Origin of the sequence: Lysinibacillus sp. ACHW1.5, from assembly GCF_022014815.1 — a bacterium.
GTDB classification, from domain to species: domain Bacteria; phylum Bacillota; class Bacilli; order Bacillales_A; family Planococcaceae; genus Lysinibacillus; species Lysinibacillus capsici.
The window spans coordinates 2,101,361-2,117,020 of record NZ_CP091777.1 but is presented as its reverse complement, the minus strand read 5'-3'; the positions used below and the strand labels follow the sequence as shown (position 1 = coordinate 2,117,020).

The following is a 15,660-nucleotide window of genomic DNA, read 5'->3' as shown; positions in this document are numbered from 1 at the left end:
TTTATTTACAATTTAATGCTACGGACAATGAATCCAGCTATCCTATTACAAACAGTTTTGATATTTCTTCAGGTGGGTATGGTTTGGTTAAGTATTTTTTAATTTGAAATTGGTCCACCATTTCTTTTACCTCATCTAATGCTGAGGATATAATAATCGGTATCTCTTTTGTATGCTCTCTTTCTCTTAGTGCATGGACTAAATCCCAGCCGCTCATTTCTTCGCCAAGCATTATGTCAATCACAATACCAAGTAAAGGCGTATTGAGTGTATCTTCAAAAGCTTTTTTTGGGTCATGATGATGAATTACGGTAAAGCCCTTGCTTTTAAGCTCTTCAGACAACAATAGAGCTAAGCTTAAGTCATCCTCGACGATCATAATGTTTAAGCCTTTGCTATCCTCCATTACATCCTCTTCATCGAAGGTGATAGTGTTATTTGCAAGTGGTAAAGTAAAGTACACAGTAGTACCTTGTCCCTCTTCCGACTCTATCCATATTTCTCCTTCATGCTTTAAGATGATTTCTCTACAAATGGAGAGACCCAGTCCAGTGCCTCCTATTTTACGTCTTAAACTATTATCGATTCGTTTGAATTTTTGGAACAACTGAGCAATATCCTGTTTAGATATGCCAATGCCCTCATCTTTTATGCTCACTTGAATTTTATTATTTTTGTTTTCTAACAAAATTTCCACATCCCCACCTTGGGGAGAAAATTTAATCGCATTTCCTATTAAATTAATAAATAATTGAACGAGTCTATCTTGATCTGCATTGACATGGACCTCTCTTGCCCTATCAATTAGATGGACATTATGCTTTTGCTCATGTCGGAAGCGATTGACAATTTCAAAAGCTATTTCATTTAATTGTAGTGTCTCCATGTTATATTGCTGCTTGCCTGACTCCATTCGCTGTAAATCCAAGAAGTCATTTATAAGATTGGTTAGTCGCACCGCTTCTCTATGAATTGTATCGATATATTTATTTTGTCGTTCGGGTTTTATATTTTTCGTTAACAGAAGCTCTGTAAAGCCAAGTACGCTCGATAAAGGCGTTCGCAGTTCATGACTTACCGTACTCACTAATTCGGATTTCATTTGATCTACTTCATATTCTCTTGTAATATCACGATGCACAAAAATTGTGCCTACTTTTTCCTGTCCATCAAAAAGACAGGTTGCATATACCTCGACAAAGATTTCATGTTCAGCCGTCATACAATAGCGGTATTTTCGTGTATCCTCAAAACTTTCCATAATAGATGCCTCTAAAAATTCAATTAATTCATCTGATTGGGCACTACATTTTTGGAAATGCTGGAGCCAATCCTTTTTAGGGATACTTGTTTCTGTTGTCAAGTTAAGGAGGTTGACAATACCACATAGCGCTCTATTGATAAGAACGGTATCGCCTGTAGCAGAAACTAATTGGATTCCTTCGTTGACATTATCAATAATCGTTTGATTTAACGTCCTCGATTTTTCTACTTCTTCATACATAAGAATACGTTCAAATGCGATGGACACACGATTTAATAGTCCGTTTAAACTATCTATATCCCGATCATTGTGGGGATGCCCCTCTCGTGTCGCCATTAAAATAGCGACTAGCTCTCGTTTAGAATTAAACACGGACGAATACAAATCGTAGGCATAATAAGAATCTTGTGCAATTCCTTTTTCATTTGCTGTTAATTGACGTTTAATAACAAAGGATTTTTCCTGCTTTAATCGCGCTTGTTTATCCATGTCAAAATTATCAACTAGGGCTGCAGCAGATTGATGTGATAAGCCTTTTGTTGCATACACATTACCCTCCATCCAATACAGCACACTCGTATCATATTGATAAATGTCGTTTAAATAATTATGGAGATTATCGATTAGTTTCTGTTTATTTAACGTAAAGGTTAGTACATGATTTAATTGATTATACTTTTCTAAATAATTTAATGAATTTTGTAATTGTAGTTGATTTTCTTGAAGCTCGTCCTGCTGCGCTAAAAGCTCCTCATTTTGAGTGGTCAGTACCTCTTCCTTATCCTGAATGGAGAGTATCATTTTAAGAAATGAGTTCGCTAGAATGCCTAACTCATCCTCCTTTTGTACAAGATTACCTAAATCAATGGATTTCCCTGACGCCAAAGCGTTTGTCGCAAGTGTTAATTGTTCAATTGGTCGAATCATATTATTCAGCACTCTTCGTAAAATGACCCCAACAAATAGTAAAATGAGACCGCTAATCATGAGCGAAATAAAAGTAAATAATTGCCCCTGCTCCACTGTCTTGCTAAAAATTTGGTTTAAGGAGTGGTCTGTTTTTTTCTTATAGGATTTTGTATAGGCAATAAATTTATTGACAAGGTCATTTGCGCCACTATTCGAAAGCTCTCGCAAAGCCTCATAATCCCCCATCTTCGCAAAGCTTAACCCTTTTGGGAGAGTAACTGTTTTATAATTATAATGAAAATCAACTAGCTCATTATAGAGCCCTCGTTCTTCTTCCGTTAAATCCAGTTGCGAAAACTGCTGTAATAGAACTTCGAAATTCTCCAAATTTTCATACAATAGCTTTAATTCCTGCTCATTTTGAAAGGCATAGTAGCCCCTTGCTCGAAAAAATATGCCATTAAAATTTTCTTCCAATTCATCCACAAGCATTGATTTTTCATACATTTGCTCTCTCTTCTGCTGTAGGGCATTTTGACTTGCATTGACTACGACAAGAAAGGCAGCAATGATGATTAAAAAGCTAACAACTAGAAAAAGCAGCATTTTAAAGAATTGGCTGCGTATACTTTTATTCAGCAAGGGTGTCGACTTAATCATTTAAGATGTCCTCCACCAGATTCATTAGCTTAATGGGACTAAACGGTTTGGACATAAAGTAATCTGCCCCTAAATCAAATACCTTTTGACGATCACTTTCCTGTGATTTTGCTGTCAGCATGAGAATAGGCATCGACATTTTAATCTCTTGTGGGAGAAGCTCGATCACCTCAATTCCTGTTAAATTCGGCATCATATAGTCGAGTATCATTAAATCATAGGAGCTTTCCATCATTTTTTTTAGGGCTTCTTCGCCATCCTCTGCCTCATCAATATCAAATTCTAAATCTTCTAATGTTTCACGTATTAACATGCGTAATATTTCTTCATCATCTACTACTAAAATTCTAGCCATCCTGTCTTTTTCTCCCTTTCCCATTAAAGAAACATTTGATGAATTAAACGAACAATACGTTCTGATACTTCAGCCACATTAAACGGCTTCACAATATAATCATCCGCCCCATTAATGAAAGCCTTCATGACGTATTCTTCCCCCACACGTGAAGTTAGCATGGAGACGATTACATTACTTGAAGCATGCTGCTCTCTTATCTTACTCAGCACCTCGATGCCGTCCATTTTCGGCAATATCCAATCTAATAAGATAATGTATTTGCATGTAGGGTCATACCAATTGGATTCTAGAAAACTAATGCCATCAGGAAATGCCAGTGTTTCAATCCTATAATCGTCCTTTTCCTCCAAATGCTTAAAATGATTGGTAATCAGATCACGAATAATATACACATCATCAATGACAACGACCTTGATTTTCACCTTTCTTTTCTCCACAGCAGCTACGTTATCAAAGATGATCGTTTGATTTCTCCCTAGTTGCTTGGCCGTATAAAGTGCTTGATCTGCCTCTTCTAGCATCTTTTTAGGATGTAAATTGGTAGAAGTGGCTTCCGTAATTCCACTCGAAAATGTAACATGGAATTTATTTTCATTTGCTATGAATGTTTTTACCTCCATGGAGGTACGAAGTTTTTCAATAAAAATAAATGCCTCTTTTTTAGTTGTACGAGGCATTAAAATCACAAATTCTTCTCCACCATAGCGACAAGCAATTTCGTCAGCCCCTTTTAGCTCCTTCACCAATGAAGCAAAACCCTTGAGCACCTCATCCCCCACTAGGTGACCATATGTATCATTTACTTTTTTAAAATAATCTAAATCGATCATCGCAATTGAAAAATGTTCTTTGTTTTGCTGATGGTGTTTAATGAAAAGCTTCATTTGCGATTCCATAAATTTACGATTATAAATTTGGGTTAATTCGTCAATGACGATAGCCTGTTCTAATTCTCTTTTATAGGCTAAGCGATTGGAAACATAAGCGATTAATACCTCTTCATCAATGGGCTTTGCCATAAAATCCATAGCACCCATCTCCAATGTGCGAATACGATTTTCTTTACAATCATTACTACTAATCACTGTCACAAACATGAGCTCTTTTTTCGTCTTTTTAATATTGTCTAAAATAGAAAAGCCATTAGAATCTGGAAGCATGATATCTAGAAATACGATGGATGGTTGCAATTCATAAATTAACGCTAATCCTCGTTTACCATTATGAGCTGCAATGACAGAGTAGCCCTTTTTCTCTAAAACATTTTTTAAATAGGAAATAAATACAACATCATCATCTATTATCAGAATAAAATCTTGTTTTGCTGGATTTTTAATGATGGTTGTAGGATGTTCCATATGTTGTGTCATTGAATCATTTTCTTTATAAAAATGGACGCTTTCAATAAATGGAGCAAGAAACTTTTTCCATTCTGATTGGGTCCATTGCTTGTTGCTGTCTTCATTCAAAAGCTCTAGCTTTTCATGAGCAATCGACATTAATTCATGTAAACCGATTGATCCAGCGGTGCCTTTTAACGTATGTAAAAATGAATAGAGCTCGTCTTCTCTAACAAAGTCACTATTAGCCCATTTTTGTAAATTTTCACATATACGTGTATAAACCATTCGGTGATATTTAGCTGTTTCCATCCTATTTCTCTCCAATCAATCATACTTCTATAAATTATAACTTACTATTTTGTAAAAACCACGGCAGATTTTGAACGTTTATTGTAATGAATCCCTTACTCTAAGCCCATCTTTAGCTGGTCTTAAAAGAAAGGGTTCAAACTTTGCCCTTTTCGATTGACTTATAGAAGCGTTTAATGCTAAATTTACTAAAGCAGTAATTTACTAAATTACTAAATTCGAAATGATAAGGAGTACGGATACATGAAAATTCCAACACATTTAAAACATAAACCTGTCATCGTGGCAGAAAATTATGCCAATATTGATGGGCGCACAGCTTATCAAACAGATGCACAAGGGCTTTCCCTTGGTCTGGCACAATGGAATGATCGAGGAAAGGTTGATATTTCTGCGAAGGTTTGGCGGCATACAGGTGGCAAGTGGTCTCGCCAATCAGAAGAACTTCCCCTACACCGCGTACTTGATCTCGCTATTTTAGTGTGTGAAACGGAACTTTATTTTAAGGAGGCTTATCGTCATGAGCATTTATATGATGAAGAAAACCCTGTAATTAATCGTGTAGGCCTACAGGGAGATGCCATGACAGTGGAAGTTTGCACAGAAAATGAACAGATTAAAGAGGATATTCAGCTTTTTCAGCAAGCACTTAATAATGATGGTGAGCTCATTGGTGAACGCCTACGCACACTATCAAGAATCTTAAAAGAAATGGGTTATTAAAACTCAAGAGGAACTTAATGATGAACGAACAAATGTTACAGGATGATCAACAGCTACGCAAAGCTTTTTTTAATTTCTTAATTCCCGTGATGCTAGCGAATGTGCTGCAATCTGTTGGCCAAGTTTTTGCTATGTTTATCGTCGGACGCAATTTAGGGGTCGATGCCCTAGCAGCCATTTCGGCATTTTTTCCATTTTTCTTCTTTTTAATGGCCTTTGCAATTGGCATTGGTTCAGGAAGCTCTATTTTAGTCGGGCAAACATTTGGGGCTGGTAATCATGCCAAAATGAAAGAGGTTGTTGGTGTAACACTCGCCTTTACAACTATTTTATCCATCGCTGTCGCGATTTTTGGTGGCTTTTTCATCGAATGGATTTTACGTTTTATGCAGACACCTGCGAATATTTTAGACATGAGTATTAGTTATGCCCAAATACTTTTCTTCACGTTACCAATTATGTTTTGGTATTTGGTGTATACAACCTTTATGCGAGGAGTCGGCGATTCCAAAACACCTTTTCTATTCTTAGTAATTAGTGTTGTGTTAAATATCGCCTTCCTCCCCCCTTTAGTATTCGGATGGTTGGGGTTGCCTGCGTTCGGCTTAAATGGGGCTGCCTATGCTTCTGTGTTATCAAACCTGGTGACAATGATTCTGTTGTTAGCCTATTTGCATAAGACAAAGCATTTACTACGTTTTGATAAAACAATCTTACAGCATTTTAAATTAAAGAAAGATATTTTAACGTCCTTATTAAAGCTAGCCATTCCAGCCAGTATTAGCATGGTTGCCATTTCAGTAGCCGAAATTGCCGTTATTGGCTTTGTGAATGGCTATGGTTCGGATGCTACTGCCGCTTATGGCGTTGTCAATCAGGTAGCTAGCTATGCACAAGTCCCAGCAATGAGTATTGCCATTGCAACATCTGTCTTTGTAGCACAGGCGTTAGGGGCTAATTCTACAGAGATGATTAAAAAAATCCGACAAATGGGTGTGCGCATTAATTATCTTCTAGGTGGCGCGATCATACTCATTATGTATCTGTTTGCAGAGCCTATTTTGGCTTTCTTTATTGATTCACATGAGACTGTACTTATTGCCAAGAATTATTTATACATCGCCTTTTGGAGCTATTTAATTTTCGGACACACACAAACTGTTTCTGCTACAATGCGTGCCACTGGTGTCGTATTATGGCCAACCATCTTCTTAGTCATTACGATTTGGGTTGTGCAGGTACCATTAGCGTTTCTACTATCTCACCATACGTCACTAGAACTAAATGGTGTTTGGTTAGCCTATCCAATCACCTTCTGCGTCCATTTCATTATGCAATACGCATACTTCAAGCTAGGCTGGCAAAAACGAACATTAAAAGCTATGCTGAGCGAATAAACAGAGGGCATGCCATATGTGCGTGCCCTCCTTTTATTATGACAACAAAATAACCAGGCACTCAAAATTGAGCCCTGGTCATTTTGTGAAAAGTGAATGTTACTACTTGCTTTAGTTTAATTTGTATTCTACTAATAGAGTAGTCGTTTACCATTGAAAAAGGTTACAACAAATTTCAAATTTTTCTCTCGCTTTTCGCAATCATAGCAATTACCAAAATAAGGAAAAAATATAGAAAACGAACTGTTTACTTTGAATACAAATCTCCTTCTAAACCGTATCTAGATGTTTAATTTCCCATGCAATACTGTAACTGCTGCGCCTGCAATTAATACCTTGTTGTGATGAGGGGTCACATAGATTACACCTCCACGTTTAGAAAGCTGCTTGCTGACAAGCTGTTGTTTAGATAATTTCTCACACCAATAAGGAGCTAGTGCGCCATGACTTGATCCATTTACATGATCCTCATCAATGCCTTGTGCTGGAGAAAAAAAGCGAGATACGATATCAATACCTACTTCCTTCGATTGACTAGTTAGGCATATACCTCGAACAGGAAACTGCTTCATCGCAGAAAAGTCAGGTTTAAACTGTGCAATTAGGCTTTCATTGCCTACTTCCACGATATAATCCAATTCGGTCCTCCCTACAAAGATGGGCTTACATCCTAACCATTCCTCCAATGCTGAAGGACATTCCATTTCAGCAATTGGATACGTTTTGATGGCGATTTCCACTCGATCATGTTGCCACTTGGCATGTAAAGGACCACTTGCTGTATGAAATGTAATTGTGTGCTCCTTTGGCACAATTCCTTGCTGCCAAAGCACAAAGGCACTAGCAAGGGTGCCATGACCACAAATGGGTATTTCCCTATTTGGTGAAAACCATTTCAGCGAAAAATCAACCTGTTTTTTTTCAATAAAGGCTGTTGTCGGGACAGGTATCTCCTGTGCAATTTTTTGCATGGCCTCCTCAGAAACTTCTTCATCTAATAGACATATTGCTGCAGGATTCCCTTTATATAGTTCATTCGTAAATGTATTAATTAGACAATATGAAATACTAGTCACGTTCTTCCCTCCTTACCTCATCATACCTAAAAATCGTCTTATTGGATATAATTTTCCAAGTCCCATTTCCTCAGCTAGCACTTTATAAAAAAGCCATCTTTTGTCTAAGCTAACACTATAAAATACAACCGAAGAGCAATTCGAGTGGAGAAACCATGAAAACTTATTTCAAATTTATAATGATCATCGGATTGACGACCTTACTCGCTGGATGCTGGGATATTACAGAGCCGCAAAGAATGTACTATATAAATGCAGTAGGTGTAGACTATGAAAACGACGAGTATATTGTCTATTTACAAGTGATTAATTTCGCTGATGTCGCGAAATCTATACAACCTAGCGCAACGGTGGCGCCTGCTGAAGTAGGACGTGCCACTGGTAAAACAGTAGAAGAGGCCATTTACAAATTATATCGCTCCTCGGATCAAGAAATTTTTTGGGGGCATATGCGATATATGGTCTTTTCAGAGCAGGCTATGGAAAATGAACGCATTATTCCTGTCATCGATACATTCATACGCTTTCGCGATACTAGGTATCAAATTTGGGTGTATTGTACAAAAAACCCAGTAGAAGACATACTGCTTGTCACACCTATCTTAAGAAATTCGTTATCCTCATCAAAATTAAGTAACCCAATCAACCCAACAGAACAAGAAACATTTATTGAACCAAAAGACTTAAGAGATGTTGTCATTGGCTTAAATGAACCAAGTCATGAAGTAACAATTCCTTATGTGTCCATTAAAGACGATTGGGAAACAGATGAGGAGCAAGTTGAGGAAACCTATTTTTCAGGGGTTGGTGTCCTATCGAAAGATGGCTTTAAGGGGTTCGTGCAAGACACTGCGGCTCGCGGCAGTCAATGGATGCATAACTATACAAATCGTGGGGAGATTACCTTTCAATTAAACACAAGTGACCAGGAAGAACTAACGGTCAGTATTGAGAAAATACATGTCGATGTGGAACCATTTGTCAAACAAGAGGCTGTTACATTTGAAGTCAAATTGAGAATCAATGCGACCATCAATGGTTTTAAAGGAAAAGTAACCGAGCAGGAGCTGAAAGAGCTTATTGTAAAAGAAGTGAAAAAGGAAATCCAGGAAACCTTTAAAGAAGGCCTAAAATTAGATGTGGATATCTATCGATTGTCAGAATATCTCTACCGCGATAACGTCAAGGCTTGGAAAAAGCTTGAGAAAGATGGAAAAATCCCATTATCAGAGGATTCGATTAGTAAAATTGATGTGGATGTAGCCAAAATCAATCCAGGTCGAAAAACTTTTACAGAAACAATAAAAAAATGACCAGATGTCCTTATTATAGGAATCTGGTCTCCCTATTATTTTATAAGTGCGTATATATAAGTATCATGGGACACATTATGTTGATGCATATATTTTTTTAATAAGCCTTCTTGTTCGAAGCCTATTTTTTGCAATAGTAGATTGGAAGCTTCATTTTCTTTAAATACAATGGCTCCAATACGTACTAAATCCATTTCTTCAAAACCATAGGAAATAGCTCGTTTGACAGCTTCCTGAGCATAGCCTTTTCCCCAATTTTCAGGAAAAAGGGCGTAGCTGATTTCCGCTCTTCGATGCTCTATTGACCACTCTTGAAAGCCAATTGTACCAATAATTCCTTCTTGATCCTTTAATGCAATGCCCCATTTAATGCCACGTTTTTCGGCAAAATTGTTGGCGAAATTTTGAATGATTTGCTGCACTTGAACTAAGCTCGTTAAAGGTTGTTGACCATAATGGCGCAAAACTTCAGGATTCGAAAAGCACGCAAGAAGAGCTTGTCCATCAGAACTCGTCAATTCCCTTAACACTAATCGTTCAGTATGTAAAATTGGAAACATCATATACCTCTTTTATTGTAGATTTATTAATCAAATTTTACATTTGTCAACTAGCTATTGCAATCTCTATTTCCATTTGATGCCACTTTGTTAAAAGGACAAGGCTAGTTGCCCTGCCTTTTTGTGCGTGTTAGTTTGCTTGTGCATCCCGACAGAGTAAGTCTACCAGAGCTATCTATACACTCTCTCTACAAATCCCCAATGATTGCACACTACACTACTGTATAAAATTTCCCTATATGTCCACAATAAGTTCAAAATAGTCAATGAGAGGTGAGCAGAATGGAACACTTTCCACTCATACATACAAATTTTTGGGATGCCGTCGTTGCAGTCCCTGTAGTTATGATGATTACCCAACTCATTAAGAAAATGTGTCATATAAAGCCTTTTTGGGTTCCAACCATTGCACTAGTTGTCGGCTTATTCATTTCTATTTTCATCAGCTACCGACATAATCTTCTTGCAGGACTATTCATGGGCTGGTTTTATGGCTATGCAGCAATTGGAAGTTATGCCTCCTTAAAAACTTCTTATCTTACCTATAAGCAAAAGAAGCGAAGAAAACAGAAGTATACTGCCCCTTAATGGTAACTATTGCACCTACATGCACAAAAGTTTATACTAAATTTTAACAAAAATACTTTATAAATTTCATACTTGTTACATTACCTTTTGACAAACAATGAATTGGAGAGGAGGAAAAAATATTTCTGAACGAGATCTTACACCTAAAGAAAACAATGCTATTTGAGCTAGACAGAAAAAATTCAAGGGCCCTGCAAGCCAATTAGATATACTAAATATGACGGCAGCATTTTCTATTCTTTTTACCCAAAGATAAAAAATTTATTTACAAATATCAACGACATTCAATTTCTAATAATTGGCTCATAAATGTACACACTAGAAAACGGAGGAAAATCAACGTGTCTAAACTCATTACGTTTACCTTTAATACGAAATATACCGATCAAATTCAGGAAACATTTTCGTTTGAACAATTAGGGATGAATGAGCAATTACCTAGCGATGAAATAAAAAAACAAATTGATCATCTATTTAAAAATTGGGTATGTGATCGTCTCAACCTATCCTATAGCATCGTTGTAGAAGAGAATGAATGACCGTTGTATCACCTTTTACTTTAAAATTTCTTTACTTGTTCTCGCAAAGTGGTAATGAACACTCGGATTTGTTCCATCGTCACAATAATACATAATGCAGGTCCACATTCTCTTGCACCATGATGATTCTTCTCATAAGCATCTAGTACAAATATTAATTTATAACGAGGCTCTGCTTCCTCCCTCTCCTCTTCAGGAATTTGAAAGATACCGTATCCAGGAAAAAAATATTCTCCATAATGAGGGATATGATAGATGCATAGACCAGGATCATGCGGCTCCAGCATACTCAAATAAGCAGGCTCCAATTGTGTTATGTCTTCTAATAATTGAAGGAAATCTCTTTTTAAACAATAAATCTCCGTATTTATTGCTGGGAAAGCTGGCCCAAAGCGAAATTCAATACGAAACTTTACACTCTCCCTGTTCACCATTAAAATATCTAGCTCTACCTCACAGCTCGGATCACTTGAATCATCTTTTAAAATTGCCACTATACCGCCCCTTACACTTGCTAAATCGTCGTTCCCTCTAGAATATACTACGAAACTATAATTTTACCAAATAAATGAAATTATAAATATTTATGTATGTTATAATAGATTTTATTCATTTTTTGGGAGGTGAAGGTGTTGAAAAGATATTTGGTGACAAGCATTGTAGTAGGAGCCATCTTCCTGACAGGCTGTGAAAAGGATGACAAAGCAGCCTCACCACTATCTACATCAGTAGATAAACAAATAATAACAACGGAATCTGTCATGGCACCTGTTCCATTAGTTTTAACGCTACCACAGAAAGAATACTACTATAAAGAATATTCGACTATTGTCAATAAACTAAATGAAGAGTATGGTACAGGCTTTAAGCTAGATCCCATTACAACATTTTCAGCAAATTATTGGCTTGAATTAAAAGATTTTGAAGACATGTTAAAAGGCAGAATAGACACTTCTTATGTCGTGGCCGATAATAAGGAAGTTTTTTCTCCCGTTAAAGTACCAAAATTCGTTGAATTACATATGGGGGCACATCGAACAATCATTCGTGTGGATAGTTCATTTGACACCCAACTAAGCATGAACATTTCTGGTGGAAGACAGTTATTTTCGGTTATGCATTCCTTGTCTTCTAAAATTGAACAGGGTAAAGGCTACTGGACGCAAACGGGGTATGACCCTTCCATTAAAGATCAAGGCAGTGCTTACAATATTGCAATCGGTGGCTACTATTCATATAATGGTGTATCCTCACCTCATATTATTGAGATCGAGTATTATTGTAATATCCATGGTGGCATTACTTAATAACTAGCAATAGGCTTGCCTGTAATCTTTTTCACAGACAAGCCTTATCCTATTATAGGATAGCCTCTATTCCTTTCATCATATCAAGAGCGCCCTTAGATTTATTGGAACATACGACAACTTTGATGGAAGAAGCAGGATAATAGGCTGAATGGAAGCACACGCCAGGATCATACCCCATCACATGGTATTTCAGTATTGCTTGTTCACTATTCTTCTTAATCCATACACCATAGCCATAACAATCATTTTCATTCAGTTCGACATGAGGCATTAACAGTTGATTCGTTAACTCTTCATTTAAAAGTTCGAAATTCATAAGTGCACTCCAGAACTTTGCCATATCCTTCCCTGTTACGAATGCTCCCCCATCAGAACCCCCTTTTACAGGTAAAGAATAGATATTTGTTTTCCAAGTTCCATCTGGGTTGTCTATGTACCCTAATGCTGTATTAGCTGGCAAAGAATCTAACGAAAAATAGCCTGATTCCGTCATATTCACCCGATCGAAAAGATGTTGTTGAATGTAAGCGGAAAAATCCATACCAGTTGCATGCTCTACAATTAACCCTAATACAATATATCCTGCATTATTATAGTGAAATCGCTCACCAACTTTATACTTCATTGGACGATTCTGAAATAATGGTAAGAAATCTCGCAATGTTCGAAGCTGGTACATCGGATTTTCAACCCATAACACTTCAAAATTCTCCATTTCTTCCTCATCAAAATAATCGGGTATTCCTGACGTATGTGTTAGCAGATGAGCGATGGTTACTTGCTCATCGAAGTGCTTAAATAGTTGAGGCAGACAATCGCATAATTTCGTGTCAAATGCTAGCTTCTCTTTTTCAATAAGCTGACAAATAGCGACTGCAGTAAAAATTTTACAGCCAGAGGCAATGCCAAAACGAGTTTTGGTATGATTGTCGATTTGTTCTGAGCGATTCGCATAGCCAAAACTTTGGCTGACTAAGGCAATCTTTTCCTGATTTTCTACTAGCACCGTTCCTGAAAAATTAACCTTCTCTTGTATGTCGATAAGAATATTTTGTAATTTTGATTGCATAGATATTCTCCTGATTTTCTTAAAATTACTAAATAATAGCTTTTTTATTTTAACAATATCGTTTTGAACATATTTTTACAAGTCTATTTCGTTTCAATCCTGAAGATCCGCATAATCATGTAACGGAAGGAAACAATAAGAAAAAAGAGGATGTGTCGCTGTGGCATTTTTTCATAGTCAAGAATCACTTACTGCTATTCAATGGATTCTCCGAGCCATTGTCGCTTTTTTCTTCCTACTTTTCGCAACAAAAATTATGGGACAGCGCTCTATTTCTCAGTTAAGAATGCTGGATTTTGCAATGGCTATCACACTTGGGAATATTATCGCACATCCCTTATCTGATGAAGGGTTAGGAATGAAGGGTTCCATGATTACCATGGCCGTTTTAGTTGCGCTCTACCTCATCGGTGTTTTTTTGAGCCTAAAATGGGTTGCCTTTCGTCATTTAATAGACTCCCCGCCGATTCCCCTGATTAAAAATGGGCAAATTATTAGCGCCAACTTACAAAAGGCTAGAATATCTGTGGATTTACTTTTATCAGAGTTAAGAAAGGAAAAAATTGAAGAAATTCAAAATGTAGCACTCGCGTTATGGGAACCAGACGGATCGATCTCTAGTTTTTTGCATACACCCTACCAAACACCAACACGAGCAGATATAAATGTACAAGCTAATCCTTTTTTTCTTCCCACCGTTCTTATTAAAGAGGGAAAAATTGATTACCATGAGTTGAATAAAACAACGCTAACCGAGAGTTGGTTAAAAGACCAACTTTCAACTTATAACATTGATGTAAAGGATGTCCTATTAGCAACAATCAACCAGAATAATAAATTGCATATCTTTCCTTATTAACTTTCCCTCAAAAAACTCACAAATTAAAACGCGTAATTAAACTGTATTAAAAAGTATCGTTGCTGAAACACCGTTTGAAAATGCTCCTCCCGTTGTACTTACTTGTACAGAGAGAAGTGTACAACTATTAACTGGGTAATTTGCAATCACTTTTGCACAACAATTGGGTGTTGTAGATGAATTTGGTCCTGATACGCTCGCAATGATACCTGTAGCAACGCTAGTAAATCCGCAATTTGTGCTGATAAATATTTGTGCTGAAGCGGTTTGACCTGCGATGAGAGCATGGTCGCGAATATTCAATGTTAAGCTTCTAATTGTAGCATTTTCAGGAATCACAATTGAACTTCTCACGAATGAAGCTGACGAATTACCAGTACCAAGAAAATCATTATTACCAACTGATTGATCTGTAGAGAGGAAAACTTCCATCAAACCTGAACCACTTGGACCTGTTGTTCCAGTAACACCAGTAGTCCCTCTTGCGCCAGTCGCTCCTGTGCTTCCTGTTACTCCTTGGACTCCTGTCGCCCCTGTTATTCCCTGTGGACCCGTTGCTCCTGTACTTCCCGTTACTCCTTGGGCTCCTGTTGCCCCTGTTATCCCCTGTGAACCAGTTGCTCCTGTACTTCCTGTTACTCCTTGGGCTCCTGTTGCCCCTGTTATTCCCTGTGAACCAGTTGCTCCTGTACTTCCTGTTACGCCTTGGGCTCCTGTTGCCCCTGTTATTCCCTGTGAACCAGTTGCTCCTGTATTTCCTGCTACGCCTTGGGCTCCTGTTGCCCCTGTGATTCCTGCTAGTCCCCGTTCTCCTGTTGCTCCTGTTATTCCCGCAAGTCCTCGAAGTCCAGTGGCCCCTATTATTCCCTGTGGACCCGTTACTCCTGCTACTCCTTGGAGACCCATTTCTCCCTGTGGACCCGTTGCTCCCGTTACTCCTGCTACTCCTTGGAGACCCATTTCTCCCTGTGGACCCGTTGCTCCCGTTACTCCTGCTACTCCTTGAGGTCCTATTTCTCCCTGTGGACCCGTTGCTCCCGTTACTCCTGCTACCCCTTGGAGACCCATTTCTCCCTGTGGACCTGTTGCTCCCGTTACTCCCGCTACTCCTTGGAGACCCATTTCTCCCTGTGGACCCGTTGCTCCCGTTACTCCTGCTACTCCTTGGAGACCCATTTCTCCCTGTGGACCTGTTGCTCCCGTTACTCCTGCTACTCCTTGGAGACCCATTTCTCCCTGTGGACCTGTTGCTCCCGTTACTCCTTGGAGACCCATTTCTCCCTGTGGACCCGTTGCTCCCGTTACTCCTGCTACTCCTTGAGGTCCTGGTGCTCCTGGGGGACCTTGTGCTCCTGTAGCACCAGTAGCTCCTGTAGCTCCTGT

The 15,660-nt window shown here is 38.1% G+C and carries 14 protein-coding genes and 1 pseudogene; 7 read left to right on the top strand and 8 right to left on the bottom strand.

The genetic code is table 11. From position 1 onward, the window contains the following. Positions 1–37: 37 nt before the first annotated feature. Genes L6W14_RS10415 through L6W14_RS10405 form a run of 3 tightly spaced genes read right to left on the bottom strand, consistent with a single transcriptional unit; the run spans position 38 to position 4,843 of the window. Positions 38–2,833, bottom strand: a complete 2,796-nt coding sequence (locus L6W14_RS10415) for an ATP-binding protein (protein ID WP_237900721.1) — start codon at positions 2,831–2,833, stop codon at positions 38–40. Next, the gene (locus L6W14_RS10410; protein ID WP_048392951.1) at positions 2,826–3,188 is read right to left on the bottom strand and encodes a response regulator transcription factor; all 363 of its coding nucleotides are present in this window, start codon (positions 3,186–3,188) and stop codon (positions 2,826–2,828) included. The genes L6W14_RS10415 and L6W14_RS10410 overlap by 8 nt, the downstream gene beginning before the upstream one ends. A 23-nt stretch (positions 3,189–3,211) precedes the next feature. Then, the gene (locus tag L6W14_RS10405; protein ID WP_131520281.1) at positions 3,212–4,843 is read right to left on the bottom strand and encodes a diguanylate cyclase; all 1,632 of its coding nucleotides are present in this window, start codon (positions 4,841–4,843) and stop codon (positions 3,212–3,214) included. Positions 4,844–5,086: 243 nt separating this feature from the next. On the opposite strand from L6W14_RS10405, the gene L6W14_RS10400 reads away from it, so the two are divergent. Then, entirely contained in the window at positions 5,087–5,566 is a 480-nt protein-coding gene (locus L6W14_RS10400; RefSeq protein ID WP_016994140.1) for a DUF6530 family protein, read from the top strand. A 17-nt stretch (positions 5,567–5,583) separates the two neighbouring features. Further along, positions 5,584–6,963 carry an MATE family efflux transporter gene (locus L6W14_RS10395; RefSeq protein WP_237900719.1) on the top strand — a complete coding sequence of 460 codons (1,380 nt, stop codon included), beginning with the start codon at positions 5,584–5,586 and terminating at the stop codon, positions 6,961–6,963. Between the two features lie 281 nt (positions 6,964–7,244). On the opposite strand, the gene L6W14_RS10390 is transcribed toward L6W14_RS10395, so the two are convergent. Further along, complete coding sequence (locus L6W14_RS10390) at positions 7,245–8,039, bottom strand: PhzF family phenazine biosynthesis protein (RefSeq protein WP_237900717.1); 795 nt, start codon at positions 8,037–8,039, stop codon at positions 7,245–7,247. Between the two features lie 155 nt (positions 8,040–8,194). On the opposite strand from L6W14_RS10390, the gene L6W14_RS10385 reads away from it, so the two are divergent. Next, positions 8,195–9,352 (top strand): Ger(x)C family spore germination protein, encoded by a 1,158-nt coding sequence (locus L6W14_RS10385; RefSeq protein ID WP_131520283.1) that lies wholly within the window; start codon positions 8,195–8,197, stop codon positions 9,350–9,352. Positions 9,353–9,387: 35 nt separating this feature from the next. Here L6W14_RS10385 and L6W14_RS10380 read toward each other — a convergent pair whose 3' ends face one another. Beyond that, on the bottom strand, positions 9,388–9,912 hold the full coding sequence (locus tag L6W14_RS10380) for a GNAT family N-acetyltransferase (RefSeq protein ID WP_237900715.1): 525 nt from the start codon (positions 9,910–9,912) through the stop codon (positions 9,388–9,390). A gap of 282 nt (positions 9,913–10,194) precedes the next feature. Here L6W14_RS10380 and L6W14_RS10375 point away from each other — a divergent pair, with 282 nt between their 5' ends. Continuing rightward, positions 10,195–10,500, top strand: a complete 306-nt coding sequence (locus L6W14_RS10375) for a hypothetical protein (protein ID WP_237900713.1) — start codon at positions 10,195–10,197, stop codon at positions 10,498–10,500. A gap of 341 nt (positions 10,501–10,841) precedes the next feature. After that, positions 10,842–11,039, top strand: coding sequence for a hypothetical protein (locus L6W14_RS10370; protein WP_131520285.1), 198 nt, complete (start codon positions 10,842–10,844; stop codon positions 11,037–11,039). A gap of 20 nt (positions 11,040–11,059) precedes the next feature. Here the strand turns inward: L6W14_RS10370 and L6W14_RS10365 are convergent, their stop codons facing one another. Then, on the bottom strand, positions 11,060–11,533 hold the full coding sequence (locus L6W14_RS10365) for a hypothetical protein (RefSeq protein ID WP_131520286.1): 474 nt from the start codon (positions 11,531–11,533) through the stop codon (positions 11,060–11,062). Positions 11,534–11,668: 135 nt separating this feature from the next. Here L6W14_RS10365 and L6W14_RS10360 point away from each other — a divergent pair, with 135 nt between their 5' ends. After that, entirely contained in the window at positions 11,669–12,346 is a 678-nt protein-coding gene (locus L6W14_RS10360) for a hypothetical protein (RefSeq protein ID WP_227744877.1), read from the top strand. A 52-nt stretch (positions 12,347–12,398) separates the two neighbouring features. Here L6W14_RS10360 and L6W14_RS10355 read toward each other — a convergent pair whose 3' ends face one another. After that, the gene (locus L6W14_RS10355; RefSeq protein ID WP_237900711.1) at positions 12,399–13,418 is read right to left on the bottom strand and encodes a serine hydrolase domain-containing protein; all 1,020 of its coding nucleotides are present in this window, start codon (positions 13,416–13,418) and stop codon (positions 12,399–12,401) included. A 160-nt stretch (positions 13,419–13,578) separates the two neighbouring features. Between L6W14_RS10355 and L6W14_RS10350 the strand changes: the two genes are divergently transcribed. Further along, positions 13,579–14,277, top strand: coding sequence for a DUF421 domain-containing protein (locus tag L6W14_RS10350; protein WP_237900709.1), 699 nt, complete (start codon positions 13,579–13,581; stop codon positions 14,275–14,277). Positions 14,278–14,718: 441 nt separating this feature from the next. Here L6W14_RS10350 and L6W14_RS23180 read toward each other — a convergent pair. Continuing rightward, positions 14,719–15,453 (bottom strand): annotated as a pseudogene (locus L6W14_RS23180) (hypothetical protein); the annotation flags it as partial. Positions 15,454–15,660: the final 207 nt, after the last annotated feature.

Excerpts from the sequence above, each read along its gene's own strand:
- L6W14_RS10415 (WP_237900721.1), bottom strand. The coding sequence starts at position 2,833 with ATGATTAAGTCGACACCCTTGCTGAATAAAAGTATACGCAGCCAATTC.
- L6W14_RS10405 (WP_131520281.1), bottom strand. The coding sequence starts at position 4,843 with ATGGAAACAGCTAAATATCACCGAATGGTTTATACACGTATATGTGAA.
- L6W14_RS10375 (WP_237900713.1), top strand. The coding sequence starts at position 10,195 with ATGGAACACTTTCCACTCATACATACAAATTTTTGGGATGCCGTCGTT.
- L6W14_RS10385 (WP_131520283.1), top strand. The coding sequence starts at position 8,195 with ATGAAAACTTATTTCAAATTTATAATGATCATCGGATTGACGACCTTA.
- L6W14_RS10355 (WP_237900711.1), bottom strand. The coding sequence starts at position 13,418 with ATGCAATCAAAATTACAAAATATTCTTATCGACATACAAGAGAAGGTT.
- L6W14_RS10410 (WP_048392951.1), bottom strand. The coding sequence starts at position 3,188 with ATGGCTAGAATTTTAGTAGTAGATGATGAAGAAATATTACGCATGTTA.
- L6W14_RS10380 (WP_237900715.1), bottom strand. The coding sequence starts at position 9,912 with ATGTTTCCAATTTTACATACTGAACGATTAGTGTTAAGGGAATTGACG.
- L6W14_RS10395 (WP_237900719.1), top strand. The coding sequence starts at position 5,584 with ATGATGAACGAACAAATGTTACAGGATGATCAACAGCTACGCAAAGCT.
- L6W14_RS10400 (WP_016994140.1), top strand. The coding sequence starts at position 5,087 with ATGAAAATTCCAACACATTTAAAACATAAACCTGTCATCGTGGCAGAA.